Below are 24,646 nucleotides of genomic sequence, written 5' to 3' on the forward strand. Positions count from 1 at the left end.
GCAACGGTAAGTAAAAAAACCATGAAGGGTTGCAAACTCGCGCCAGCAATAAGTGCCGACTTAGTTAGTAAGGGGTAGCTTATAGTTTTGCTAAGCAGGCATCCAGTCCTTCTGCATCACCACGGTAAATGATGCGACCCTTATGCACCACAAGCACTACAGGGTAAGCGGTTACCCCAAAACTTTGCGCCATAGGTATGTCCTTAATGGTCAGATTTTGAAAGTGATAAGGCAGAGCCTGCATTACTGCGTTGCCCTGGCCAATGCTGTCTTTAACAGTTGGGGTATTAACTGTGTAAAAGGCAATAAGCTTATTTGAGGCATAATGCTGCTGCTTAGCCTTGAGTACCGGAAACTTTGTAAAACAGATTGCGCAGGAGGTTGTCCAAAAATCGAGTACTAAGGTTTGGGCAGGCTGCTCTGTAAAGTTAAACACCTGCCCGGTTTCTTTCTTTAATATAACCGCTTCGGGCAACGGCTCTGATACGAGATAGGAAAAACTGCCAAAATTCAGCTTATCCAGCCAAATCTTATTGCCTGTAGTAGCCAGGCCAAACCCTGCTAATAGTATTGAGATATACCAGAACGGGCGCCAGGTTTTACCGGCCATAAAAGTTAGCCAGCCTAAGGCAACCCCTAAAAAGTAGGCTAAGAAGGCAGGCAAGGAGATTAATGTAGCTGCAAAATTGACAATATGTATAGGCGCCTCTACAATTAAAACCGGAAGTAATAATAGGCTGGTGCGCAACAAACGTTGCGTTTGAGATGGCGTTCTTTCAACTATGATAATTATACTTATGGCATAAGCAATAACGTTGAAGCATGACTTTATATTAAGCCCACCTAAAAAAGTAAAGAGCAAGCCGGTAAGAAATAATAGTACAGCATATACTGCAAGCAGATAATTGTTACTGCTCAGCTTATTTAATATTACCGCTAATTTTGTGCGCATTTAGATTAATTAATATTATATTCTACTGTAAATATTTTAAACATTTCTTTCGTATTCATATTTACTGCCAGCTTAGTATGCTTAACACCTATACTGGAATCTGCAGGATTAATTTTCAAATGAACAAATCCCACAGCGCCTGGCTTAATAGGGCCTTTTGACCAATTAAATGAAGCACAATCACAATATGCGGAAATCTTTTTTAGAAAAAGATCGTGTTCACCTGAGTTTCTAATTATGAAATTATATTCTAAACTGTCTTTCCATTTAATTGCTCCTAATTTAACGTAATCTTCAGGTATGGCAACCGTTGTCAAAACAGTGCTATGCCTACACGCACATAGAGCGAATATATAAAATAGTAAGAATCTCTTTGTCATGGTTGCTTATTATAGTTAATAATTCTACTATAATAATTAGATAACTTCACAACAGCCAGTCTGCTGTATAAAACATAATCGCCATAATGTTATTCTAAATTTAGAAACGCCCCGTTGTTGCAACAGTAAGTAAAACCGGGCTGAATGTTGGTTTCAGGCCACAACTCTGCCGTGTGCATCGCCTTTTTATGATCAGCCAGCCATAGGTGTTTGAGAAGCGCTGAAGCCGCATGAAATGGTACAACTAAAAGCTCTAAAAAGTGTAAACCCTGCCTTTTTATAGTTAACTGATTATCAGCCAGCTAAGTGCAATATTTTTTGAATTGTGTAAACTTTGCCTTTACACTTTTTTAACCCTTAGCTGGGCTGGTCAGGGAGGTGCAGCACCCCTAATCCGAAAGGCAGCAATCAGGTCAGTGCTGAACCTTTTTCAGCACCTCGCCAGGTAAATATACGCCTGGCTTTCCTGTACGCCCGCCTTTGCGCCGGTATTGCCGGCGGAATGCCTAAACCAGCCCGGCATCCTGTAAATGCAGGCATCTCAACTTAAAATAATCTTCCGAACACTCGTGGTGCAGGCAGCAGGTAAATTAACCTCAATCCGCCTCAAACTCCATACGGATGGTAATAGAGCCGGTTTTGTTTTTACTGGAGGTATTAAACGCCCCGCCGTAGCTGTAATCCTCATTGGTGTTCTTTCCGGTAATCTGGAACACGCCCATGGTGGCTTTTTTAAGGTTACCCAATGAGCTGCCCGAATTTTCAGCAATGGTTTCGGCACGTGCTTTGGCATCGGCACTGGCTTTGCCCAGCAATTCCATCTTAACCGTTTTCAGGTTGGTATTGTAAAAGGCAGGCACAGCCGAGCTAAACTCAATCCCCTTTTCTATCAGCTCCGTAGCCTGGCGCGAAATAGGGTCGATTTTATTTACATTGGCAGATTTGATGGTAACCGTTTGCTGCAAAGTATAACCGTTAAATACCTGGCTCTCCACCCGGCCATCGGCACCGGTATTCTGCGTAAAATCTTTGGAGATGTTTACGGCCGAAAACTCGATTTCGCTATTATTTACGCCCTTGCCATTTAAATAAGCGTGAATGGTGCTTTCATCGGCCTTCAGTTCGCTATAAGCGCTTTTCAGGTCGAATGCCTTGCGGGAATAGGAACCGTTCCATACCACAAGGTTGCTGCCGAAATCTTTTTCGGCCAGGCCGGTTACCACAATGGTTTCTTGTGTTTTTGAACGATATTTATAGGCATTGGCTACAACAGCAAATGCAATAATGGCACAAAGCCCGATGATGGCAGCAACAGCAACTGGTTTCATTTGATAATTTTAAACGTAAATGTACAATAATGCAGCAAAGAATTGCACTGGTTACCTTAGTAGTAAAAGATTACGATGAAGCCATTGTATTTTATACCCAAAAATTAAATTTTAAATTATTGGAAGATACCCCTTTAAGCGCTCACAAGCGCTGGGTACGGATAGCGCCGCCCGGCGAAAACCATTGCAGCCTGTTACTGGCCAGGGCGGCTGATGAGCGGCAGGCGGCAGCCGTTGGCAACCAAACCGGCGGCCGGGTAGCCTTATTTTTGCATACGCATGATTTTTGGCGCGATTATCATCAACTGATTGAAAACGGCATTAACTTCATCCGCCCGCCCCGGCAGGAGCTTTATGGATGGGTAGCGGTATTTGAGGATTTGTATGGCAATCTGTGGGATTTGCTTCAGCCTGCTGCCGGGGCAGTTTTAAGTTAAAGCCCTGCAGCCTGTGCTGCAATAACACAGTATACTTAAACGCAATTCACTATTGTAATGATTATCAGTGCGTTTTTCACTAAAAATCACTTGCTTAAATTGAAGAAAACCTTATTTTTGCACTCCTAATTTTAGAAAAAAAGATGTTGAAACCCGAAGCCAATATTAATGCTAAGCCTGAGCCAACCAAATCCATCGGGCAAACCGGGAGCTTTGTGCGCGATAATCAAAAGAGTTTATTATTCATTGGCGTGGCCATACTGGCCCTTGTAATAGGCTATATTGCTTATCAGAAATTGTACCTGGCCCCGCGTGAAGTGGAAGCCACCAACCAGATGTACGTAGCCCAGCAGGACTGGCAGCAGAAAAACTGGGATAAAGCCCTGAAAGGCAGCGCCGGCTACCCGGGCTTTGAGCAGATCATCAGCAAATACAGCAATACCAAAGCCGCTAACCTGGCTTATTTTTACTCAGGCGTAGCCTATTTAAATAAAGGCGAATACAGTAAGGCCATTACCAACCTTACCAGTTACCGCGGGGATGACATCATGATTGCCGCAGAAGCTTTGGGCAGCACCGGTGATGCCTATGTACAGAAGAAAGAATATGACAAGGCCGAAACTTACTTTAAAAAGGCAGCCGACAAAGCGCAGAACCGCTTTTTAACACCGCTGTACTTAAAGAAGCTTGGTTTGGTATACGAGGCAGAAAACAATGCTAAAGATGCACTGGATGCCTACAAGAAGATTAAATCTGATTATCCGGAAAGCACCGAGGCGCAAAATATTGATACCTACATAGGCCGCGCAGAAGCTAAACAATAACTTAATTCAACCAGGGCATTTTATGGCCACTTACTTAAAAAATCTTTCAGACTTTTCGGGCACTCAGGTGCCCGATGCTGTTAAATACCGGTTCGGCATTGTAGTAGCGGAGTGGAATGCCGAAATTACCAACGCGCTTTACCAGGGCGCTTACCACAGCCTTATTAACTACGGCGCCGTTGCCGAAAACATTTATACGTACCCGGTACCCGGCAGTTTTGAGTTAACCTCAGGCGCCGATATTTTGCTGCAAAAGCTTGATTTGGATGCAGTGATTTGCCTGGGCTGCGTGATACAGGGCGAAACAAGGCATTTTGACTTTATCTGCCAGGCTGTAGCCAACGGCGTTAGCAATGTTTCCATTAAGCACCATAAGCCGGTGATATTTGGCGTGTTAACTACAGATAACCAGCAGCAAGCCATAGACCGTGCCGGCGGCAAGCATGGCAATAAAGGCGATGAAGCCGCGGTAACCGCTATTAAAATGGCACATTTAGCTGAAACTGTAAGTGTATAACCTGCGTATAACCTGATTGAATTTATACAACATGAAAAAACTGATTTGCATGGGCCTGCTGGCTTTAACCCTGGGCAGCTTAGCTTCCTGCTCCAATAAATTGTGCCCGGCTTATGGTTCTTACCCGCGCCGGGGCCGTTAACATAAAATTGTCATTTTCAAAACTGTTCCTTTAAAGCAAGTGTTTTAACTTATACTTTTGGGACAGACTTGATAGGAATACCATGACAAACTGGACTATGTTAAATTCGGCCGGGCAGCTGGACGAAATTAAAGGGCATGAAGGATATGCCATCATTTTTAAGCACAGTACCCGCTGCTCCATCAGTATGATGGCCAAAAAACGCTTTGAATTGGACGGTGATAAACTGCCCGACAGCATCCCGCTTTACTTTTTAGATCTGATCAAATACCGCGACCTTTCCGGCCAGGTAGCGCGCGAGTTTCAGGTGCAGCATGAATCTCCGCAATTATTACTGATAAAAAGCGGTGAGTGCATCTTAGATCAATCGCACGGCGCCATTTCAGTTGATGAAACACTGGAGATGGTACAGTAATTATATTGAGTAATTTATATTTCAAAAGCGCGTTCCCCTTATCAGGAAACGCGCTTTTTGCTTTAAAAGCAGATACCTGCTCATACTCCGCTTCAATGTTTACCAGGGGCTGATGCCTGTTTCCGGTGCATTATCATCGCTAAAAAACTGGCCTGTGGGGCCGTTTAGGCCTAATGTGGCTGCTTTAACTACTTTGGCGGCGGCATCAGGCACAGTGCCGGGGCCGGAATGATTGTTAAAATCAGTGGCGGTATAGCCGGGATCAACAGCATTTACCTTAAATGCTGTATCACGCAGGTCATAAGCCAGTACAATGGTATAGGCATTCAATGCGGCTTTTGAGGAAACATAGGCCGCTGGCTTAATCTGATAATATTTCCATGCCGGGTTATTATGCAAACTGAGTGAGCCCAATCCCGAAGTTACGTTTACAATTCTTGGTGCTGCCGCCTGCCTTAACAAGTCTGTAAATGCCTGCGTTACTTCTATAACGCCAAAGAGGTTGGTTTCAAACACCTGTTTAAAAAAAGTAATATCGGTTTCCAGCGATGGCTGCGGTATGCCGCCGCCAATGCCGGCATTGTTGATCAGCACATCCAGTACTTGTGTTTTCTGCCCAAGCGCTTTGCGGGCTGCTGTAACCGATTCAATGCTGTTTACATCAATCTCAATCAGTTCAACTTCGTTCAGGCCCTCTGCCTGTAACTGATTAACTGCCTGTTCGCCTTTCTTAATGTCGCGGCAGCCTAAATAAACGTAGTAACCCTGCTGCAGTAATTGCCTGGCGGTTTCAAAACCAATGCTCTTGTTGGCTCCTGTTATCAATACTGTTTTCATATTTAATAATTTAACAGTACAAAATTACCTTGCGTACCATGCCCCTTTGTAACACATCGGGCAGTATTAATGGTACATTTCGCGGATACTGGCCCGGTATTCAGCGGGTGTTATACCGGTTTCGCGCTTAAAGAAGCGGTTAAAATAAGAGGCTTCTGTAAAGCCAAGTTTAAAGGCAACCTCTTTTAACGGGCCTGGGGTATGAAACAGTAAACGCCTGGCTTCAAGCACCAACCGCTCATGGATATGCTTAATAGCCGGCTTGCCGCTCTGCCGTTTCACCACTTCGCTTAAATGCCCGGCAGATATATGCAGCAGCGAAGCATAATCCCCTACTTCGTGCAGTTCATGAAAACATTCTTCAATTTTTGCCTGATACCTTTTCAGCAACAGGTTATCTTCGGTAACATTTTCTTTAAACTGCGCTGCAGACAAGCGGCTCAGGTAAGTGAGCAGTACACCTAAGTAGGCAGCCAGCATACGGTGCTGCCATTCGCCCGGCTTTTGATACTCATCATTTATCTTACTTAACAAGTCTTCAATAAAGGGAATGTCATCTGCTGTAAGCAATAACTCGTAACCGTTTTGAGAATTTTGGATTAAAGGCAAATTGTTCAGCAAGGTATTATCCTGAAACAGCAGAAACTCTTTGGTAAAAGCCACGCCTGTACTCCACAATTGCTTAAACTCTTCCTTTACAATAATTTGATTGGGCCGCGTAAAATAAATGGTATTATCTTTAAGTGCATAAGGCATCATATCTACCCATTGCCGTACGCCCCCTGCACGCCTGATGAATACCAACAGGTAATAATCTTTCCGGTGCGGTACTAACAGATCAGACTGATCGGTAATATCACCTGTAAAGTTGTATACCCTGAAATGGCTGTTCCTGGCTGTTTCATCTGGCTTTAGCAACTGTAAAGGTATCTGCTGCCTGCTGTCAAGTAAATACATAAGCTAAAAATAAATTTTTTATGCATAAGCGCTGTCATAAACAGCTTACTTATATACGGTGTATACTGTTTATTGAAATTATCATCTGCACGTAACACTTTACCGGCGTTTATAGCGTATAAATATTTTGACTATTTTTGCGATATGATAGATTTGCCGGTAATCCCCGCCAACCAGGTACAGCGCAAGCCGGACTGGCTGCGGGTGAAGCTTCCTGTAGGTGCAGCATACGCGCATGTACGCAGTTTGGTGGATACCCATAAGCTGCATACCATTTGCGAGAGCGGCAATTGCCCCAACATGGGCGAGTGCTGGGGCGCCGGTACGGCTACCTTCATGATTTTGGGTAACATTTGTACCCGTTCCTGCTCTTTTTGCGCCGTAGCTACCGGCCGACCTTTGGCGGTAGATATGGATGAGCCTAACCGGGTAGCTAACTCAGTTAGGCTGATGCAGGTAAAGCATTGCGTAATTACCTCGGTTGACCGTGATGATCTGAAAGACGGCGGCTCCGTTATCTGGGCCGAAACCATTAACGCCATCCGCCGCGAAAGCCCTGCAACCACACTGGAAACCTTGTTGCCCGATTTTAGAGGTAACTGGGATAACCTGGCCCGTGTACTGGCGGTGCGCCCCGAAGTGGTATCGCATAACCTGGAAACGGTACGCCGGCTCACCCGCGAGGTACGCATTCAGGCCAAGTATGACCGTAGTCTGGAGTGCCTGAGGCATATAGCTGATGCCGGCCTGCGCACCAAATCAGGCATTATGCTGGGCCTGGGCGAGCAGGAGGAAGATGTACTGCAGGCGATGGACGATTTGCTGGAAGCCGGTGTGCACATCCTTACCCTGGGCCAGTACCTGCAGCCTACCCGCAACCACCACCCGGTTATAGATTGGATTACGCCCGATCAGTTTAAATATTATAAGGAAGTGGGCTTAGCCAAAGGCTTTAAGTATGTTGAAAGCGGGCCGCTGGTGCGCTCTTCTTACCATGCCGAAAAGCATTTGTTTGATATTTAAAAAATCATTTCTACCTTCATAGCCTTGACCAAGCAACGTAAAATAAATTTAAGCGAGGAAGAACTGATTACTGCCTTGCGCCGCCGCGAAAAAATTGCAGCCGAAGCACTGTATGATATGTACTCGGCCGCCTTATTCGGGGTAATTGTACGTATTGTGAATGATGAGGCTACCGCTGAGGATGTATTGCAGGAAACCTTTATCAAAATATGGAATTCTTTTTCAGGATACAGTGCCGAAAAAGGCCGCCTGTTTACCTGGATGATTAACATTGCCCGCAACCTGGCTATTGATAAGGTACGCTCAAAAGATTTTAAAAATCAGGCTAAAAACCAAGAACTTGAAAATAACGTAACTTTTATAGACGAGCGAAAAAACACGGTTTACAATCCCGAATTGCTCGGCTTAAAAGATTTGGTAGAAACGCTGAGACCCGAGCAGAAACTGATTCTTGACTTAATATATTTCAAAGGTTACACGCATGTGGAAGCTGCCGAGGAGCTGGAGATACCGTTAGGTACCATTAAGACCCGTTTGCGGATGGCGATACAGCAGCTAAGAAAACATTTTAATTAAAGTGGAAGAATTTGTTAAAACATACATAGAGTCGGGCATACTGGAGTTGTATGTAACGGGCAGCCTGAGCGCTGCCGGGCAGCAGGAAGTGGAGCGTATGGCCGTTAAACACCCTGAAGTGCGAAGCGAGTTGCAGGCTATTGAGGCTGCCCTGCAAACTTATGCCGAAGAGCAGGGAGTAGAGCCGTCTGAAAATCTGAAGAGCCGTATCTTAAACAGCCTGATTACTAATCTGGGCAATGATCATAATTTAAAGGGTGTGTTTCATAATGATAGCAGCAATGGAAAGGTTGTAGCTATAACTGCCGGCAGAAAGACTGTATTTTATAAATACGCATTTGCCGCATCGTTCCTGCTGCTTTGCTTAAGCATTGCGGCACTGGCTATGGTGTACAGCAACCTGCAAAAAGCCAACGGTCAGCTATTTGCGCTGCAAACACAAAACCAGCGCTACAGCAACACTGTAAAATATGATGCTGATGAACTGGACGTATACCGCAGTAACGCTTATAAGCTGGTTACTTTAAGAGGTGTAAAAAAGTCGCCGGCATCAAGTATTAACCTGGCGTTTAGCCCGGCTAAAAAGAAGGTGATGCTCAGCTTAAATCACATGAATTTACCGGCCAATGATAAGGCGCATCAATATCAGCTTTGGGCATTGGTAAACGGCAAACCGGTTGATTTAGGGGTATTTGATGCACAAACTGATACTACAGACCAGGGCATGATCGAAATGAAATCAATAGCGGCAGCTGATGCTTTTGCGGTAACATTAGAACCACGCGGCGGCAGCCAAAGCCCCACACTTACCGAAATGATGGTAATGGCAAAGCTGTAACAGCCGCTGCACATTAACCACCAGCTCATTAAAGATCTACAGAAAGTTATTTTGGTGGCAAACCGGGATGGCTTTCTGTATTTTTTTGCTTTAAATAATTTTTATAATTAAGCAAATCCTTCTTTTACAAGTCTATTGGATACTGCTTAGTATGGCAGTAGTATATGCAAAGCGTTAAATTTAATGTGTAAAAAAATTATAGCCAGCCTTACTTTTTGCCTGTATACCATTTGCGCCCTGGCACAGCAGCCCTGGAAATTAAGTACACAACAGGAAGGGATTAAAGTATATACCCGCCCGGTAGCCAGCTCCAACTTGAAGGCTATTAAGGTTGAGTGTGAGTTGCAGGCTGCGCCTTCGCAATTGGTAGCGCTGCTGCTTAATGTAAATGCCTGCACAGAGTGGGTTTACCGTACCAAATCCTGCAGGCTGGTAAAACGGGTATCACCGGCAGAACTATACTACTATTCGGAGGTAAGCGTGCCCTGGCCGGCACAAAACCGCGATTTTATAGCCCACCTGATTGTTAGCCAGGATGCTGATACAAAAGTGGTTACTATAGATGCCCCCTGTGTAAATGGCCTGGTGCCGGTTAAAACGGATGTAGTGCGGATTGAGCATTCCACCGGCCGCTGGGTAATTACGCCTGTTGGCAACAACCGGGTAAAGATAAATTATGAACTGCATGCCGATCCCGGCGGAGATGTACCGGCCTGGCTCACTAACATGTTTGCCAGCCAGGGCCCGCTGCAAAGCTTTAAGAACCTGCGTGCGCAATTGCAGAAAGCAGACTATCGTAACGCCAGGCTGGATTTTATTAAGGATGAATAGGTAATGCTATTATCTTTTATTCATCAGGCGGTAGCATAACCCGGCAATCTCCAGTTCCTCATTGGTCGGCACAATCAAAACTTTCACTTTGGATTCGGCGGATTGCAGCTCACGTATTCCTTTTTCTCTTTTACCATTGGCTTCTTCATCCAACTGAATGCCTAAATAAGATAAATCCTTGCAGGCCAAACGGCGGGTAAGGGCATCATTTTCGCCTACGCCAGCTGTAAATATAAGCGCATCCAATCCGTTTAGGGCAGCCGCATAGGCGCCAATGTACTTTTTAATCCGGTACGCGTACATTTCATAGGCAAGCCGGGCGTTTGCATCCCCCTGTTGCAGGCTGGAAGTAATATCGCGCATATCGCTGTAACCGGTAAGGCCTAACATGCCGCTTTGCTTATTCAATAAACTGCTTACCTGATCTGGCGTATAGCCTAACTGGCTAACGAGGTAGAAGATAACGGATGGGTCAATATCGCCCGACCGCGTGCCCATTACCAAACCGCTTAACGGCCCCAGGCCCATACTGGTATCTATACACTTACCGGCATGTACCGCCGCCATGCTGCAGCCATTGCCCAGGTGAATACTGATGAGTTTAGCCTCCGGCTTTTGCAGGTAGGCGGCCGCTTCACGGCTTACATACTGGTGGCTGGTGCCATGAAAGCCATATACACGGATATGGTGCTGGCGGTACAGCGCATCAGGTATGGCAAAGCGATAGGCATGCTCAGGCATGGTTTGGTGAAAAGCGGTATCAAATACAGCTACCTGTATGGCATGGGTAAACAGGGTTTCGGCTACTTCAATACCTAAATAGCCAGCCGGGTTATGTAAGGGGGCTAAAGTGAACAGCTTTTTAATCTCCTCTTTTACCGCCGGGGTGATAACTACCGGGTTGGCAAACTTTTCGCCGCCATGTACCACCCGGTGGCCTACCACTTTAATATCAGCCGTGTTGGCAATTACGCCTATATCAACATCGGTAAGCAGGTTTACAACCTGCTGCAAGCCTTCGCGGTGGTTAAGAATGGGGAGAACCAGCTGTTTCGCCTGTTCGCCTTCTCCGGCAAATACCTTGTGGGTAATAATGGCATCCTCCATGCCAATTCGCTCAACCAATCCGCTGCATACCGGCTGCTCATCGGGCATGTTGAAGAGCTGGTATTTAATGGAACTGCTGCCGGAGTTGATCACGAATACCCCTCCCAATTCTCTTTGTGGGAGAGGGCTTTGTATATCGCTTTTAAAATTATCAGTCATGTTGGTATGTTAAGGCTTTCCAGATACGCTTCCTAAGGAAGTGTTGGGAGGGATGCCTGCCCCTGTATGGCCGTAATAATTACGGTATTAAAAATATCATCCACCGTGCAGCCCCGGCTTAAATCGTTTACCGGTTTATTTAAACCCTGCAGCATGGGGCCAATGGCCAGGGCGCCGGTTTCGCGCTGTACGGCTTTATAGGTATTGTTGCCGGTATTCAGGTCGGGAAAAATTAGCACACTGGCCTGGCCGGCTACTTCTGAGCCCGGCAGTTTGCTGTTACCCACAACAGGGTCTACCGCGGCATCATACTGTATCGGGCCTTCCACCTTTAAATCGGGGCGTTTGGCTTTTACCAGTTCGGTAGCCCGCCGCACCTTCTCCACATCCTCGCCCTCACCTGAAGTACCTGATGAATACGACAGCATTGCCACTCTCGGCTCAATGCCAAAACGCTGACTGCTTTCGGCAGACGAGATGGCAATTTCAGCCAACTGCTCGGCGGTAGGGTTAGGGTTTACAGCACAATCGCCAAATACCGAAACCCGGTCGGGCAGGCACATAAAGAAAACGGAAGATACGACCGAGATGCCCGGCCTGGTTTTTACAAACTGCAGCGCCGGCCTTATGGTATGCTGCGTGGTATGCACGGCACCCGATACCATGCCATCGGCGTGCCCCTTATACACCATCATGGTACCGAAGTAAGATACATCGGTCATCAGGTCGCGCGCCATTTCAAGGTTTACGTTCTTGTTCTTACGCAGTTCGTACAGCGTTTCCACGTAATCATTATAACGTTCGGAGGTTGCCGGGTTGATGATGTGTATCTTGTTCAAATCCAGTTCCAGGCCAATACGCTTAATGTTTGCTGTTATATCGTCGGCGTTACCCAGCAGTGTTAGTTCCACAATATCCTGCGCTGCCAGGCGGGCAGCAGCTTTAAGGATGCGCTCATCGTTCCCTTCGGGCAGTACAATATGCTTACGCTCGCTTTTGGCCCAGTTGGTAATCATGTACTGGAACATGCGCGGTGTAATGCCGCTACCGGCCTTAAAGGTAATAATACGTTCATCCAGCGTTTTTACATCCACATACTTGTTAAAGGTATCAATGGCCAGCCGTATCTTCAGCTTGTTACCGGGCGTAATGCGCGAACGGATAGCGCCAATGGTAGTGGTGGTTTGAAAGGTGCCGGTTTTTACGGCAATAATGGGCACTACGGTTTGCAGGCCTTTAATAAGCCGGTTAATAGGTTCCTCAGGTTCGGCGCCGCCGGTAAGCACAATGCCGGCCACCTGCGGATAGCTGGTAGACAGGTTGGCCTGCAATGCAGCTATGATGATATCGCCCCTGTCGCCTGGGGTAATAATCAGTACGTTCTCTTTAATGTAGTTCAAAAAATTGGGCACCTGCATGGCGCCGGTAATAAAATTGTCCACCTGGTTGTTCAGCCGTTCCTGCCCGAATAAAAGCTTACCCTGCACCTGGTCTAAAATTTCCTGCATGGTAGGCGCATGCAGTCCCTTCTCCGCCGGAACGATGTTGATGGTTATATCCTTCGGCAGTTGCTCCTTTAACAGCTCTGAAACATCTTTAACCTGTGCGTTATCCACCTTATTTACAATCAGGGCCAGTACCTGTATTTCCCTTGCCTCAAAGTTGCGCACTACGGTAAATGCAGTGTTCACAATTTGCGCGGTGGTTTTATTCTCGCCGGGTATTACAATTATGGCCGGTGCACCTAAGTTTTTAGCAATGGCCACGTTAATTTCAAATTCAAAGGCAGTGCCTTCGCCTTCATAGTCGCTGCCTTCAATCACCGTAAAATCATACTGGCTTTCCAGCTGCTTATACTTGCGGATAATGGTATCAATCATCTCGCCCCGGCCTTCGCCTTCCATGTGGTGCATGGCATCGCTGCGGGTAAAGGCATAGGCATCCTCATAGCTTACTGGCAGATCAAAGTATTTAAGTACCGTTTGGATGTGATCATCGGGTTTGTTTAAAGCATTGCCGCTGATGATGGGTTTATAATAACCGATTTTTTGCGCCTTGCCCAGCAACATGTCAATTAAGCCAAGCGAAACGATGGATTTACCGCTGTTAGGCTCGGTGCTGGTTACAAAAACAGTTTTAATCATGCGTATAACTGATGTAGTGAGAACATAAAACAGCGCCGCAGCGCTGCCAGATAGTATTGACAAACTTAGCAGTTAATAGTTCGTGTACTGCCTGTTTTTTGTAAATACGGAGGATAATATTCAAATTTTCTTTAAACTTAATCAGGCCGCAGATCAGCACAACCTTAACATGGCTCGATAGTGTATTATACCTATGCTTTAAACCAATACAATTCCGGTAAAACAGCAGCGCTGCTATTTTACCGGAATCATCTTTGAAATGATGGTATGACATGGGAATATCATACTTAAAAATAAAACTTTAACTTATTTTAAAATACTAATATTTTTAGCTAAGTTTACATTGTAGTTGTTAATAACCTGCTACAGATAGTGTAATTTATATCAGTATAATAACATGACATATTTGCACTTTCCTTTAACGAAATTTATGCCTAAATGACCACTATTGGAGATAGGCATCAGGTTTGTTAAGTACTAACAGATGAAAGCCGATACATTAGATTTAAGACCAATAAGAACAATTAAAACAACAGCGATGGAAGCTTTGGAATTAACGATGATTAGTGATGAAATGCAATCATCAATTACTTACATGGCGCAGATGCGCAATGCACTGATTGCGTTTACCAGAGAAGTACTGGTAAAAGATCAGGACTATGGTGTGGTACCCGGAGTGCAAAAGCCAACGCTGCTGAAACCCGGTGCCGAAAAATTGATGAACCTGTTTGTTATGTCGGTTGAATTTGAATGCACCGATAAAATACTGGACTTACAAACCAAGTTTATCGCTTATACCTATAAAGCTACCGTACGTGCTAAAGACGGCCACATTGTAACCCAGTGCGAAGGCAGTGTGAACAGCTACGAGCCTAAATACCGTTATATCTGGATGGAGAAAGCCAAACCCGACCAGGCCACGCAGGATCGCCTGAAGGCCGAGGGTTCAGGCAAGTTCCGCAAAAGCAGCAGCGGCTGGATCTGGGTAGAGCGTACCGAGAACCCGGACTTGATAGGCCTGCAAAATACGATGCAGAAAATGGCGCAGAAACGCGCTTTTGTAGGGGCTATCCTGTTAGCTACCAACGCATCGGAGTTTTTTACCCAGGATGTGGAAGACATGGGCTTTATTGATGTGGAAGCTACTATTGTAGAACCCACTGAAAAGCAAGCCATTGCCAGGCAGCAGCAAGCTGCGGCTGCGGCTGCGGCCCCAACAAAGGCAACGGAACAACCACTAACAGTTGAACCCGTTGCTGAAGCTGTTTCCGGGGATGCACCTGCAGTTACAGAACCGGTTGCTGACAAACAGCCCGCCAAACGCAAAATAACCAAGAATACAGATGTAGCAGCAGCCGTGCCTGACCCGGCTATTACCGGCGAAACCCGGTTAGCCATTGCGCAAGCTAAAGATGTAGCGGCCTTGTACATCATTCATAAAAATAATACCGGCCTGCACCATAATGATCAGTTTATTAAACTGCTTTCGGCCAAGAAGGCGGAGATAAGAAAAATGGTAGCCGCTTAATATTGATTAAACCCTGTACTGTAAAGCCTGCAATTCCCTGTTGCAGGCTTTTTTATTGAACTTTAAGGAATAATCCAGGTACCCTGCCATTTCTGCCCTATCAGTTTAAACCGCGCCCGGCGGTTACCCTGTTCACGATTAAGCTGCAAATGTTCAAGCAAATTTGCCTTAATGGTAATTACGGCAAAGTTCTCGTAACCGGTTAAGTCTTCCGGCTCAAATTGCTTTCCTTTTAAATGTTCCAGTCCGTCGGCAGGCTGTTCTACAGGCGTTGATGGTGGCGGCCCGGCTAAATAAGAGGTGCGGCCTTTATAACCCGAACTTTGCCAGGCATGCAGAGCCGCTTCATTTTGATGGTCTATCCGGGCCTGGCCTGCAACTACAATCTGCCACTGTTCTTCCTTATCATAAAAAAGAACACTAATGTGCGGATCTGCTTTTAGCTGTTCTATCTTCTCTGAACGTATATCGGCGTAAAAAGTCAATTCTTTTACTGCTTCATCTGTATGGCGTAACACTACGGTATAAACGGCTGTGCCCTCACTGGCAGCATGGGCAATGGTACAGTTCCGGAAAGGGTGCGCAGGTTGCCGGCTGCCATCAACCAGCGCCTGCCAGCAGGTTTTTTCTATTTCATTGAGTTGTAACATCTGTAACCTGTTAAAGGGTAAGCTCTTGTAGAAAACTTAAGTATTTTTAACTGCAATAGTAACAAAACATCATTAATACGGGTCTAACCACTACATGCATAGTATTCTTGTTCTTTATAAAATCAGTTAATAGTTGGCGGCTGTACAGATACTTACAGCCGTTTTAATTTAACCCGTCAGCCGTGCCATGGTTATGGGTAATTGCGCTATTAGCTTGCCTGGCAGCACCACCCGCATACGGTTTGGCAGCGCCAGTTCATCCCCGGCCTTACCATGAATATAATTGCCGATGATACAGGCATCTTCGGGCGAATATTTTTGTGCGATCAGTGCAGTGATGATGCCGGTAAGTACATCGCCCATGCCCCCGCTGGCCATAGCGGCATTACTGGTAGAATTAAAGTATAATTTTCCGCCGGGCGTGGCTGTAATGGTATAATCGTTTTTTAGTACGATGCAGATGTTAAGTTCTGCCGCTTTCTGCCTTTGAGTTTGCAGCCGCTGCCACCAGGTTTTATGCTCGCCGAACAGGCGGTCAAACTCTTTCATATGCGGCGTGAGCACACTGCCGGCGGGCAGTTGAGTCAGCAGTTCCTGATGCTGGGCTAATAAGTTTAAGGCATCTGCATCTATTACTATTGGCTTTTTATAGTTGGTGATGATGTCTTTCAGCAGTTGTAATGTTTCATCGTCCCTTCCTAAGCCCGGGCCAACGCCTATAGTGGTAAATTTATCCCAGTCGATATCAGGCTTTTGGCTTCCCTGCCTCACCACCGCCATTACCTCGGGCTGATGCGTGTTAAGCGCTGTAAGGCCGCTTTCGGGTATGCAGGCAGTGGTTAAACCGGCACCGGCATAGGCACATGCCGAGGAACAGAGTAAGGCCGCCCCCATAGTTTTGGCCTGTCCGGCTACAATGAGGGCATGCCCGTAAGTACCTTTATTACTAAACCGTTTACGGGGAGTTAATAATTTTCTGATATCCCTTTCCTCTGCCAGCTGGTAAGGCGATTGCAGCGCCTGGGTGAAATTTGCATCGATGCCGATATTTACGGCTTCCCAGCAATGGATGTACTTACCCGACTCCGGCAGTAAAAAATTAAGCTTAGGCTGCTGAAAAGTGATGACCAGATCCGCTTTTAAAATGGTAGCTTCTGTATCAATATCACCTTCGGCGGGCAACCCGGTAGGAATATCTACCGCAACAATGGTTTTATTTAAGCCATTGAGGTATTTAACCAGCCTTTCATAATCACCGCTCAATGGTTTATTAAGGCCGCTGCCCAGCAAGGCATCAATAATAACAGCCGCATCTTCGGCCGGGAGGCCTGCTCCCTGGGTTAATTCGGTACAGGTTAACCCAACTTGTTGTAACCGCTGCAGATTGGCGGCAAAGTCCTCGCTCGCCTTAGCTGAAAACCGGGCAATTCTGATGCTTAATTTCTGATAGCCGTGTTCATGCAGCAAGCGGGCAATGGCCAGCCCATCGCCGCCATTATTGCCGGTACCGCAGTATAGAGCAATAGATTGGTTCGTATCCGCAAAGCGGTTAACAAACCAGCCGGTAAACGCCTTAGCGGCCCGCTCCATTAAATCAACCGAGGTGATTGATTTATGGGAAATGGTATACTGGTCAGCTTCTTTTATCTGGGTGGAGGTAAGCAAGGATAACATGTTTTAATAAGTTTAAAGCCATGCTGTTTGTTTACCTGGTATAGTAAGATTAATTATAATAAGGCTAAAAACTCATTAGCTGAAATAATGCGCAGTAAAGGAAAGCGCTCTTTTTTCACGGTATTAAAGTGAGCATCGTTGGTTACCGAATAATTAGCATTAGCAGCCACGGCAATATCAAAAAGCTTGTTATCATCCGGGTCTGCTTTTATAGCATTCCAGTTATAATATATGGTTTGAAATATTACATCCGGCGACTCCACCATAATTTCCATCACTAAAGCTGCGGCGCCAGGGGCAGAATGAGATTGCAGTATTTCTTCATACTCATACAACACTTCGTCACAATGAGTTGGTATCTTCCTTCAAGGAATGCGTTCCAGATGGGCCGGTACAAACTTTGCCTTCCGATAGCTACGAGCAGGATGTTCGAATCAAGAACAATCCGCATTAAGTATTATTTTCCGAAGAACGAAAATGATGTTTGCTCAATTCTTCATAAGTTGCTGAAGTGATACCATTTTGTTCTTCCCAATCCGCTAAATTATCATCCAGTTGTTTAGCCAAAAGTTGAACGGCAAGCTTTCTGATTTGAATAAAATCAGGTTCAGGTAACGGATTTTTAAGCAAGCGCAACATCATAATCTGCTGCGGATTAAGCGCCTCTATCAACTGCTCTTTAGCTTCCATAACCAAATATACGCATTCATCGTTCAACTATACAGCACTAATTTGCCTGGCCTGCTGCATCTCCTTTGCCAAAAACTTACCCGTAAAACTGTCTTTTACCTTACACAAGCCCTCAGGCGTGCCGCTGAAAAGGATCTTGCCGCCGCCTGCGCCGCCTTCCGGGCCTACATCAATTACATGGTCTACCACCTTAATTACATCCAGGTTGTGCTCAATAACCAGCACCGTATTGCCTTTATTTACTAATTGCTGCAATACGCCTAACAGCACATTAATATCCTCAAAATGCAACCCGGTGGTAGGCTCGTCCAGAATATAAAAGGTGTTGCCGGTATCTTTTTTAGAAAGCTCGGTAGCCAGCTTTACACGCTGCGCCTCGCCGCCCGACAGGGTAAGCGATGATTGCCCCAGCGTGATATACCCTAAACCCACATCATTTAAGGTTTTAATTTTGCGGTAGATGGAAGGTATAGGCTCAAAAAATGCAACCGCATCCTCAATGCTCATATCCAGCACATCACTGATGGATTTACCCCGGTAGCGTACTTCCAGCGTTTCGCGGTTATAACGCCGGCCGCCGCATTCCTCGCAAGGCACCTGCACATCGGGCAGAAAGTTCATCTCTATCACTTTTAATCCTGCACCCTGGCAGGTTTCGCATCGTCCGCCTTTTACATTAAAGGAGAAGCGGCCCGGCTTGTACCCGCGTATCCGGGCTTCCGGCAACTGCACATACAGGTTACGAATATCAGAGAATACCCCGGTATAGGTAGCCGGGTTAGACCGGGGCGTACGGCCGATAGGGGTCTGGTCAATCTCTATAACTTTGTCGATGTGCTCCAAACCTTCAATCTGCCCGTAAGGCAAAGGCTGCTTTTTGGCCCTGAAGAAATGATGATTAAGAATGGGATACAGCGTTTCAATAATCAGGCTGGATTTGCCGCTGCCCGATACGCCGGTTACGCCAATAAAAGTACCCAGCGGAAAGGTAGCCGTTACCTTTTTAAGGTTATGCCCGGTTGCTTTCTTAAGTACCAGATTTTTACCATTGCCTTTGCGCCGCACAGCAGGTATGGCAATTTCGCGGCTGCCGTTCAGGTATGAAGTAGTAAGCATTTGTGCCTGCATCAGTTGCTGTGGTGTACCCTGGGCAACTACTTCGCCGCCATGTACGCCGGCTGCCGGGCCCATGTCAATCACATGGTCGGCTTCCAGGATCATGTCCTTGTCATGCTCTACCACTAAAACGGTATTGCCCAGATCGCGCAGGTTTTTAAGGGCTTTAATCAGGCGGTCGTTATCGCGCTGGTGCAGGCCGATGCTGGGCTCATCCAGAATGTACATTACATTCATGAGTTGCGAACCGATTTGCGTAGCCAGCCTGATACGCTGCGCTTCGCCGCCTGATAAGGTACGGGCTGTACGGTCTAAGGTTAAATAGGTCAGCCCAACATCCAGCAGGAAGCCGATGCGGGCGCGTATTTCTTTTAATATTTCTTTTGCAATTACATTCTGCCGCTCATTCAAACGCTCTTCCAGCCCCTCAAACCAGGCTTGCAGGGTATTGATGTCCATGCAGGCCAGCTCGAATATATTCTTGTGGTCTACCTTAAAGTGCAGCGATTCCTTTTTAAGGCGGGCACCGTGGCAAACCGGGCAGGTTTTAAGTACCCGGTACGCTTCCATATCATCAGATATTTCCTCGTTCTTGCGCTCCTGCTGCTCTTCCAGCATCTTAATGAGGCCATCAAAGGTAATCTGGTAATTTTGTACGTTCCATTTATTGTACTCTACCGCTACCGAGATCATTTCATCCGAACCATTCAGGATAATATCCAGCTTTTCGCGCGGAATCTTCTCAAGCGGTACCGAAAGCGAAAACTCATACTTTTTACCCAACGCCTTCAATACCTGGAATATCCAGGTTTCGCGGTACTCGCCTATAGGGGCCAAACCGCCGTTGATGATACTCAATTTAGGGTTAGGAATCACCGAAGCCTCATCAATTTCAAACACATAACCTAATCCATCACAGTTATCGCAGGCACCGTAGGGTGAGTTAAAGGAGAAGGTGTTGGGCTGCGGCTCATCATAAGAGATGCCCGAAACCGGATCCATCAGGTACTTACTGAAATAAGACACATTATTGTCCTTATCCGCAATGCGGATAATGCCCTTGGCAATCTTCAGGGCGGCTTGCACCGAGGTGTACAGGCGCTTGCTGTCCTTTTCGCTGATGGAAAGGCGATCTACCACAATATCAATATCGTGTATCTTGTAGCGGTCTACCTGCATTTTAGGCGCTACGTCCATAATGGCGCCATCTACATACACCTTCAGGTAGCCCTGCTTGCGTATCTGCTCAAACAGTTCGCGGTAATGCCCTTTACGGCCTTTTACCACGGGGGCCAGTATGTTCACCGGCTGCCCGTCGTAACGCTCGGTGATGGCGCGCAAGATCTGGTCTTCGCTCATGCGCTCCATCTTTTCGCCGCTTACATACGAGTAGGCTTCGCCGGCACGGGCAAACAGCAGGCGCATAAAATCGTAAATCTCGGTAATGGTACCTACGGTAGAGCGCGGGTTTTTGCTGGTGGTTTTTTGCTCAATGGCAATTACCGGGCTCAGGCCCGATACCTTGTCTACATCCGGCCGCTCCAAACCGCCCATAAACTGGCGCGAATAGGCCGAAAATGTTTCCATATACCGGCGCTGGCCTTCGGCATAAATGGTATCAAACGCCAGTGAGGATTTACCGCTGCCGCTCAGCCCGGTAATAACCACCAACTGGTTGCGCGGAAAAGAAACATCTATATTTTTTAAATTATGTACCCGGGCGCCATAAACCTCTACGTTGCTTTGCTCACCTAAGTCGATTGTTTTTTCTGCCATAGTAAATATCAGCCCAACCGTGATATAACCTGAATTATACCGCTAAGTTTGAACCACTTATTGCTTGCTAAAAATAATGGCAAAGATAGCTAAAAATCAGGGCATGGCATAGCAAACCGCAGCCTTTGCAGTTAGGGGTTATAATATAGATGTCACAATAGTTACCCGGCCTGCGCCAGCATCCAGGCGTAAATACCTACGCTGCTGCCCGGTTTAGACGCTGCAGGCGCATCAGGTATCACTGCATCGGGGGTGCCAATGATCTTTTTAACGGCTAACAGGTTGTATACATACACACCGGTTTCGCGGTTAAGGCGCATCAAGTAGTAATTGCCTTTGTTGCGGTGATTAATGGCATGGGCTATTCGTGGCGAACCGCAATTGTAAGCGGCGGCGGCCAGTGTCCAGTTATCAAAATTACCATATAACTCCTTAATGTATTTGCAGGCGGCAATGGTTGATTTACGCAGGTTAAGCCGGTCATCGCGGTGGCGGTTAACCTTAAGGCCGTATTCGCGCGCGGTACCCGGCATGAACTGCCATATTCCGGCAGCCCCTCGGGCTGATCTTACGCCTTTCTGCATACCCGACTCAATGAGCGGGATATACTTAAAATCCTCGGGGATGCCATAAGCCCTTAATATAGGCTCAATTACGGCGAATAACCGCTGTACGCGGCGCTGCATGGCGGCGGTTTTGTAAATATTGAACCGGCGTTTGCGGATGGAGTGCGCCAGTTTATTGGTTACCTTATAGTTATCATAAGGAAGCGCTTCCTGCGCAAAATTCAACGTTTTTGTTTCGCTTTCAACATAGAAGGTAAACCTTGACGTATAGCCAAAACGATTGGCCGGTTTAACATCTGTGGTACTGTAGATGAAAAGTTTTGAAACGATAAACAGCACTACTGTTACGCTGCACGTAACCAAGTGTTTTTTGATCATTCGGGTGCTTTTAAGTTTAACAAACAGGCTTAGATGTGTGGCAAAGGTAAGAAAAGCATGCAGATTGTCAAGTACTTATCATGGCTTAGTGTGTTATGCACTTAAAAGCCAACTCAAAAAACCGTCCTTACAGTGTTAAAAACACACTTTTCGGCGGATTGAAATTTTTTTTATCCACACTTAAATTTTGCGTATTTTTGCGCCCTCGCTCTTGAGAAAACAATAGTAATTTATGGCATTTAAAAAACCAGGGAACAGTCGCGAAGACAAGTCCGCCAGCGCCTCCGGCCGCCCTCCGCGCAGTGGAGCATCATTCAAAAAATCATCCTCTTATAAAGAAAGCAGCCCTTTTTCCAAATTTAAAAAAACCGATACCGGCAGTAAGCCGGCAAGAAAATACGGTGCCGACAGCACCGATAAGAACAGAAATTCATCCGAAAACAGCGATAAACGGCGATATTCCGCCGAAAACGGCGAAAAAAAGCCTTATGGCACCGGCAGCAGGGGTAAAACCGCAGGCGGGGACGACCGCCCGTTTAAAAAATTCGCTCCGCGCGGCGAAGGCACCCGCCCCGATGCCCGGCGCAGTGATACCGGTGAAGACCGCAGGCCTTTAAGAAGCCGCACCACCGGCGAAGGCAAATACAGCAAACCCAAAGATGGCGAGCGTACCTATACCGACCGCCCCCGCAGCAGCGAGGACCGGCCGGCGCGCGTAATGCGCAGCCGTAATAACAAGGGTGATGATACCCGCCCCAGAACCCATAAAAAGGTGGGCGCCGATAATGACCTGATCCGCCTGAACCGCTACATCTCCAATGCCGGTATCTGCTCGCGCCGCAAGGCCGATGAGCTGATTGCCGCCGGTGTGGTATCGGTAAACGGCGAGGTGGTTTCGGAATTGGGTGCCAAGATAAACCCCAGTAAGGATGTGATCCGCTACAACGGTGAAACCCTGAAGCGCGAGAAGATGGTATACGTGCTGCTGAACAAGCCGAAGGACTATATTACCACTACCGAAGACCCGCAGGAACGCCGCACCGTAATGCACCTGGTAGAAAAAGCCAGCAAGGAGCGCATTTACCCGATTGGCCGCTTAGACCGTAACACCACCGGCCTGCTGCTGATGACCAACGACGGCGACCTGGCCGACAAGCTATCGCACCCGCGCAACAGCATTACCAAGCTTTACCAGGTAGAACTGAGCAAGAACCTGACCCAGGGCGACCTGAACAAGATCAGCTTCGGGCTGGAGCTGGAGGACGGACTGATTAAGCCGGATGCGGTAACCTATGTACAAGGCGGCACCAAGCGCGAGATCGGCATACAGATACACAGCGGTAAGAACCGCATTGTGCGCCGCATATTTGAGCACCTGGGCTACGAGGTGGTAAAGCTGGACCGTACCATATATGCCAACCTCACCAAAAAAGACCTTCCCCGCGGCCGCTGGCGCTACCTCGAAGAAAGCGAAGTGATACAGTTGAAGCATTTGATATAGGTAGCAACTATTTTATAAAAAGAGATATGAACAACAAGGGCTGATGGTAATAATCGGCCCTTGTTGGTTAAACGCTTATTGATGATGATAGCACTGCCCACTTTCGCAGGTAGGGGGGTATTGCATGGGCGTTACCGGCAACAGGGCAACGGCGGCCGGGCGAGGCTCATAATTTTTTCTGACAGCCGAAAACCGGGCAATTCTAATCGAATTTTAACTTCGTTTTTTTGCGGTTAATTATGACATATTGCATATTTGCACCTGATTATTGCGTAATGCAATGATCTTTTGTGATAAGGTTTAGGTTGATACCCTCTGGCAGCGAGTGCCGGAGGGTATTCTTTTTTAATGCGAAGAATTACCGGCGGTAAATATATCTCCCTCACTGGCCTAAGTTTAGCGTAGCGTAACTTAGACCTCCCTGCTTTGTATAGGGGCCAAAGCTGCATTTTCAGGCTATAATACAACAGCCATCAACACCCCCTTTAACAAGTGCGAGTTTGCAACTGCAGGGAGGTCTAAGTTACGCTACGCTAAACTTAGACCAGTGAAGGAGAAGATACCCTATACCAGCTATAACAAAGTGGAGAACAATACCCGTGATATCGCTATTGATGAACTGGAACGCTTTGCCGGGTATTTCGGTATGACCATCGACCAAGTAGTACATTTTGATGTTCAGCCGGTTGATGTGACCATTCAGGACAAGCCCAACTTTGAGCAGATCAATATGATCAATCAATTGGACGAGGAAGACCGCACAGTAGTTTTTAAGATCATTGATACCATGCTTACTAAAAAGAAGTTTAAGGATTTTTTCAATAACAATGTGGCTGCACTGTAAAAAGCAAAGCCCCAATCAAGGGGCTCGGTTATTTGTTTGCTTTGTGGAACTTTGAAGAACTATATGTCTATTTTATTTTGACTTTTATTGTGTCTGAGTTTTTGCTAAGGCCAAACGATGTAGTATCAGACAATACAAAAAAGAGAGAATCCTTTGAAGTAAACTTAACCTCTTTTAAAAGATTATGCTCATAAGCTTTTATAAGAACTTCATGGCTATCATTAGTCACTTGTCTAAGTTGCATTACATCATTGGCCGTTGCTCCGACTTCAACATAATAGAATTTTACAACCTGCCCAATTGAACTCTTTTTAGTCAATATAAGCCTCTCGCTTTTAGTTTTTAAGTCACAACCAAAAACGATAATGGTTAATGTGGTAAGGGTAAGCAATATTACTTTCTTCATGGGTTGTTCTGGTTTTCATAATTAATACCCTCTTTAATCATTTTCTGATC

25 protein-coding genes are annotated in these 24,646 nt (G+C 46.4%); 11 read left to right on the top strand and 14 right to left on the bottom strand.

Translation table 11 applies throughout. The features are described from left to right. Positions 1-79: 79 nt before the first annotated feature. The 3 genes from ACY652_RS08425 to ACY652_RS08435 all read right to left on the bottom strand — a co-directional run bounded on the left by ACY652_RS08425 (position 80) and on the right by ACY652_RS08435 (position 2,660). A complete protein-coding gene (locus tag ACY652_RS08425; protein ID WP_462267809.1) occupies positions 80-952 on the bottom strand; it encodes a TlpA family protein disulfide reductase in 873 nt (290 codons plus the stop codon). 5 nt (positions 953-957) lie between these two features. Further along, a complete protein-coding gene (locus ACY652_RS08430) occupies positions 958-1,332 on the bottom strand; it encodes a DUF1573 domain-containing protein (RefSeq protein WP_462267811.1) in 375 nt (124 codons plus the stop codon). A gap of 596 nt (positions 1,333-1,928) precedes the next feature. Beyond that, positions 1,929-2,660, bottom strand: coding sequence for an SIMPL domain-containing protein (locus ACY652_RS08435; RefSeq protein ID WP_462267813.1), 732 nt, complete (start codon positions 2,658-2,660; stop codon positions 1,929-1,931). Positions 2,661-2,689: 29 nt separating this feature from the next. On the opposite strand from ACY652_RS08435, the gene ACY652_RS08440 reads away from it, so the two are divergent. From ACY652_RS08440 to ytxJ, 4 genes are all read left to right on the top strand, one after another. Beyond that, positions 2,690-3,097, top strand: coding sequence for a VOC family protein (locus ACY652_RS08440; protein ID WP_462267815.1), 408 nt, complete (start codon positions 2,690-2,692; stop codon positions 3,095-3,097). Positions 3,098-3,240: 143 nt separating this feature from the next. Then, the gene (locus tag ACY652_RS08445; protein WP_462267817.1) at positions 3,241-3,921 is read left to right on the top strand and encodes a tetratricopeptide repeat protein; all 681 of its coding nucleotides are present in this window, start codon (positions 3,241-3,243) and stop codon (positions 3,919-3,921) included. Positions 3,922-3,943: 22 nt separating this feature from the next. After that, complete coding sequence (gene ribH, locus ACY652_RS08450; RefSeq protein WP_462267819.1) at positions 3,944-4,438, top strand: 6,7-dimethyl-8-ribityllumazine synthase; 495 nt, start codon at positions 3,944-3,946, stop codon at positions 4,436-4,438. A 224-nt stretch (positions 4,439-4,662) separates the two neighbouring features. Then, complete coding sequence (ytxJ, locus tag ACY652_RS08455; protein WP_462267821.1) at positions 4,663-4,995, top strand: bacillithiol system redox-active protein YtxJ; 333 nt, start codon at positions 4,663-4,665, stop codon at positions 4,993-4,995. A gap of 99 nt (positions 4,996-5,094) precedes the next feature. On the opposite strand, the gene ACY652_RS08460 is transcribed toward ytxJ, so the two are convergent. Together ACY652_RS08460 and ACY652_RS08465 are read right to left on the bottom strand one after the other, a co-directional pair. Beyond that, positions 5,095-5,832, bottom strand: a complete 738-nt coding sequence (locus ACY652_RS08460) for an SDR family oxidoreductase (protein ID WP_462267823.1) — start codon at positions 5,830-5,832, stop codon at positions 5,095-5,097. 66 nt (positions 5,833-5,898) lie between these two features. Continuing rightward, a complete protein-coding gene (locus tag ACY652_RS08465) occupies positions 5,899-6,789 on the bottom strand; it encodes a helix-turn-helix transcriptional regulator (protein ID WP_462267825.1) in 891 nt (296 codons plus the stop codon). A gap of 144 nt (positions 6,790-6,933) precedes the next feature. Between ACY652_RS08465 and lipA the strand changes: the two genes are divergently transcribed. The 4 genes from lipA (at position 6,934) to ACY652_RS08485 (ending at position 10,057) form a co-directional block, all read left to right on the top strand. Continuing rightward, positions 6,934-7,812: a lipoyl synthase gene (gene lipA, locus ACY652_RS08470; protein ID WP_462267827.1), complete on the top strand. Its 879-nt coding sequence runs from the start codon at positions 6,934-6,936 to the stop codon at positions 7,810-7,812. A gap of 24 nt (positions 7,813-7,836) precedes the next feature. After that, positions 7,837-8,388 carry an RNA polymerase sigma factor gene (locus ACY652_RS08475; protein ID WP_462267829.1) on the top strand — a complete coding sequence of 184 codons (552 nt, stop codon included), beginning with the start codon at positions 7,837-7,839 and terminating at the stop codon, positions 8,386-8,388. A 1-nt stretch (position 8,389) separates the two neighbouring features. After that, complete coding sequence (locus tag ACY652_RS08480; protein WP_462267831.1) at positions 8,390-9,226, top strand: anti-sigma factor; 837 nt, start codon at positions 8,390-8,392, stop codon at positions 9,224-9,226. A gap of 183 nt (positions 9,227-9,409) precedes the next feature. Beyond that, positions 9,410-10,057, top strand: coding sequence for an START domain-containing protein (locus ACY652_RS08485; protein ID WP_462267833.1), 648 nt, complete (start codon positions 9,410-9,412; stop codon positions 10,055-10,057). 9 nt (positions 10,058-10,066) lie between these two features. Here ACY652_RS08485 and ACY652_RS08490 read toward each other — a convergent pair whose 3' ends face one another. Further along, positions 10,067-11,323, bottom strand: coding sequence for an acetate/propionate family kinase (locus tag ACY652_RS08490; RefSeq protein ID WP_462267835.1), 1,257 nt, complete (start codon positions 11,321-11,323; stop codon positions 10,067-10,069). A 32-nt stretch (positions 11,324-11,355) separates the two neighbouring features. Then, the gene (gene pta / locus ACY652_RS08495; protein WP_462267837.1) at positions 11,356-13,467 is read right to left on the bottom strand and encodes a phosphate acetyltransferase; all 2,112 of its coding nucleotides are present in this window, start codon (positions 13,465-13,467) and stop codon (positions 11,356-11,358) included. A 538-nt stretch (positions 13,468-14,005) separates the two neighbouring features. Here pta and ACY652_RS08500 point away from each other — a divergent pair. Further along, entirely contained in the window at positions 14,006-14,995 is a 990-nt protein-coding gene (locus ACY652_RS08500; protein ID WP_462267839.1) for a hypothetical protein, read from the top strand. Between the two features lie 62 nt (positions 14,996-15,057). On the opposite strand, the gene ACY652_RS08505 is transcribed toward ACY652_RS08500, so the two are convergent. From ACY652_RS08505 to ACY652_RS08530, 6 genes are all read right to left on the bottom strand, one after another. Further along, entirely contained in the window at positions 15,058-15,645 is a 588-nt protein-coding gene (locus ACY652_RS08505) for a hypothetical protein (protein ID WP_462267841.1), read from the bottom strand. 168 nt (positions 15,646-15,813) lie between these two features. Continuing rightward, positions 15,814-17,319, bottom strand: a complete 1,506-nt coding sequence (locus tag ACY652_RS08510; RefSeq protein ID WP_462267842.1) for an NAD(P)H-hydrate dehydratase — start codon at positions 17,317-17,319, stop codon at positions 15,814-15,816. Positions 17,320-17,372: 53 nt separating this feature from the next. Further along, positions 17,373-17,678, bottom strand: coding sequence for a PIN domain-containing protein (locus tag ACY652_RS08515; protein ID WP_462268234.1), 306 nt, complete (start codon positions 17,676-17,678; stop codon positions 17,373-17,375). A gap of 91 nt (positions 17,679-17,769) precedes the next feature. After that, positions 17,770-18,009 (bottom strand): hypothetical protein, encoded by a 240-nt coding sequence (locus ACY652_RS08520; protein WP_462267844.1) that lies wholly within the window; start codon positions 18,007-18,009, stop codon positions 17,770-17,772. Positions 18,010-18,036: 27 nt separating this feature from the next. After that, on the bottom strand, positions 18,037-20,901 hold the full coding sequence (uvrA, locus tag ACY652_RS08525) for an excinuclease ABC subunit UvrA (protein ID WP_462267846.1): 2,865 nt from the start codon (positions 20,899-20,901) through the stop codon (positions 18,037-18,039). Positions 20,902-21,062: 161 nt separating this feature from the next. After that, the gene (locus ACY652_RS08530; RefSeq protein ID WP_462267848.1) at positions 21,063-21,845 is read right to left on the bottom strand and encodes a lytic transglycosylase domain-containing protein; all 783 of its coding nucleotides are present in this window, start codon (positions 21,843-21,845) and stop codon (positions 21,063-21,065) included. Between the two features lie 232 nt (positions 21,846-22,077). On the opposite strand from ACY652_RS08530, the gene ACY652_RS08535 reads away from it, so the two are divergent. Then, a complete protein-coding gene (locus tag ACY652_RS08535; protein WP_462267850.1) occupies positions 22,078-23,346 on the top strand; it encodes a pseudouridine synthase in 1,269 nt (422 codons plus the stop codon). Positions 23,347-23,893: 547 nt separating this feature from the next. Then, on the top strand, positions 23,894-24,190 hold the full coding sequence (locus tag ACY652_RS08540; protein WP_462267852.1) for a helix-turn-helix domain-containing protein: 297 nt from the start codon (positions 23,894-23,896) through the stop codon (positions 24,188-24,190). Between the two features lie 67 nt (positions 24,191-24,257). Here the strand turns inward: ACY652_RS08540 and ACY652_RS08545 are convergent, their stop codons facing one another. Beyond that, the gene (locus ACY652_RS08545; RefSeq protein WP_462267854.1) at positions 24,258-24,596 is read right to left on the bottom strand and encodes a hypothetical protein; all 339 of its coding nucleotides are present in this window, start codon (positions 24,594-24,596) and stop codon (positions 24,258-24,260) included. Between the last annotated feature and the right edge of the window lie 50 nt (positions 24,597-24,646).

The sequence above is a fragment of the Mucilaginibacter sp. genome, assembly GCF_965200995.1.
Lineage (GTDB): Bacteria > Bacteroidota > Bacteroidia > Sphingobacteriales > Sphingobacteriaceae > Mucilaginibacter.

Excerpts from the sequence above, each read along its gene's own strand:
- ACY652_RS08425 (WP_462267809.1), bottom strand. The coding sequence starts at position 952 with ATGCGCACAAAATTAGCGGTAATATTAAATAAGCTGAGCAGTAACAAT.
- ACY652_RS08430 (WP_462267811.1), bottom strand. The coding sequence starts at position 1,332 with ATGACAAAGAGATTCTTACTATTTTATATATTCGCTCTATGTGCGTGT.
- ACY652_RS08435 (WP_462267813.1), bottom strand. The coding sequence starts at position 2,660 with ATGAAACCAGTTGCTGTTGCTGCCATCATCGGGCTTTGTGCCATTATT.
- ACY652_RS08440 (WP_462267815.1), top strand. The coding sequence starts at position 2,690 with ATGCAGCAAAGAATTGCACTGGTTACCTTAGTAGTAAAAGATTACGAT.
- ACY652_RS08445 (WP_462267817.1), top strand. The coding sequence starts at position 3,241 with ATGTTGAAACCCGAAGCCAATATTAATGCTAAGCCTGAGCCAACCAAA.
- ribH (WP_462267819.1), top strand. The coding sequence starts at position 3,944 with ATGGCCACTTACTTAAAAAATCTTTCAGACTTTTCGGGCACTCAGGTG.
- ytxJ (WP_462267821.1), top strand. The coding sequence starts at position 4,663 with ATGACAAACTGGACTATGTTAAATTCGGCCGGGCAGCTGGACGAAATT.
- ACY652_RS08460 (WP_462267823.1), bottom strand. The coding sequence starts at position 5,832 with ATGAAAACAGTATTGATAACAGGAGCCAACAAGAGCATTGGTTTTGAA.
- ACY652_RS08465 (WP_462267825.1), bottom strand. The coding sequence starts at position 6,789 with ATGTATTTACTTGACAGCAGGCAGCAGATACCTTTACAGTTGCTAAAG.
- lipA (WP_462267827.1), top strand. The coding sequence starts at position 6,934 with ATGATAGATTTGCCGGTAATCCCCGCCAACCAGGTACAGCGCAAGCCG.
- ACY652_RS08485 (WP_462267833.1), top strand. The coding sequence starts at position 9,410 with ATGTGTAAAAAAATTATAGCCAGCCTTACTTTTTGCCTGTATACCATT.
- ACY652_RS08490 (WP_462267835.1), bottom strand. The coding sequence starts at position 11,323 with ATGACTGATAATTTTAAAAGCGATATACAAAGCCCTCTCCCACAAAGA.
- pta (WP_462267837.1), bottom strand. The coding sequence starts at position 13,467 with ATGATTAAAACTGTTTTTGTAACCAGCACCGAGCCTAACAGCGGTAAA.
- ACY652_RS08500 (WP_462267839.1), top strand. The coding sequence starts at position 14,006 with ATGGAAGCTTTGGAATTAACGATGATTAGTGATGAAATGCAATCATCA.
- ACY652_RS08505 (WP_462267841.1), bottom strand. The coding sequence starts at position 15,645 with ATGTTACAACTCAATGAAATAGAAAAAACCTGCTGGCAGGCGCTGGTT.
- ACY652_RS08510 (WP_462267842.1), bottom strand. The coding sequence starts at position 17,319 with ATGTTATCCTTGCTTACCTCCACCCAGATAAAAGAAGCTGACCAGTAT.
- ACY652_RS08520 (WP_462267844.1), bottom strand. The coding sequence starts at position 18,009 with ATGGAAGCTAAAGAGCAGTTGATAGAGGCGCTTAATCCGCAGCAGATT.
- uvrA (WP_462267846.1), bottom strand. The coding sequence starts at position 20,901 with ATGGCAGAAAAAACAATCGACTTAGGTGAGCAAAGCAACGTAGAGGTT.
- ACY652_RS08530 (WP_462267848.1), bottom strand. The coding sequence starts at position 21,845 with ATGATCAAAAAACACTTGGTTACGTGCAGCGTAACAGTAGTGCTGTTT.
- ACY652_RS08535 (WP_462267850.1), top strand. The coding sequence starts at position 22,078 with ATGGCATTTAAAAAACCAGGGAACAGTCGCGAAGACAAGTCCGCCAGC.
- ACY652_RS08545 (WP_462267854.1), bottom strand. The coding sequence starts at position 24,596 with ATGAAGAAAGTAATATTGCTTACCCTTACCACATTAACCATTATCGTT.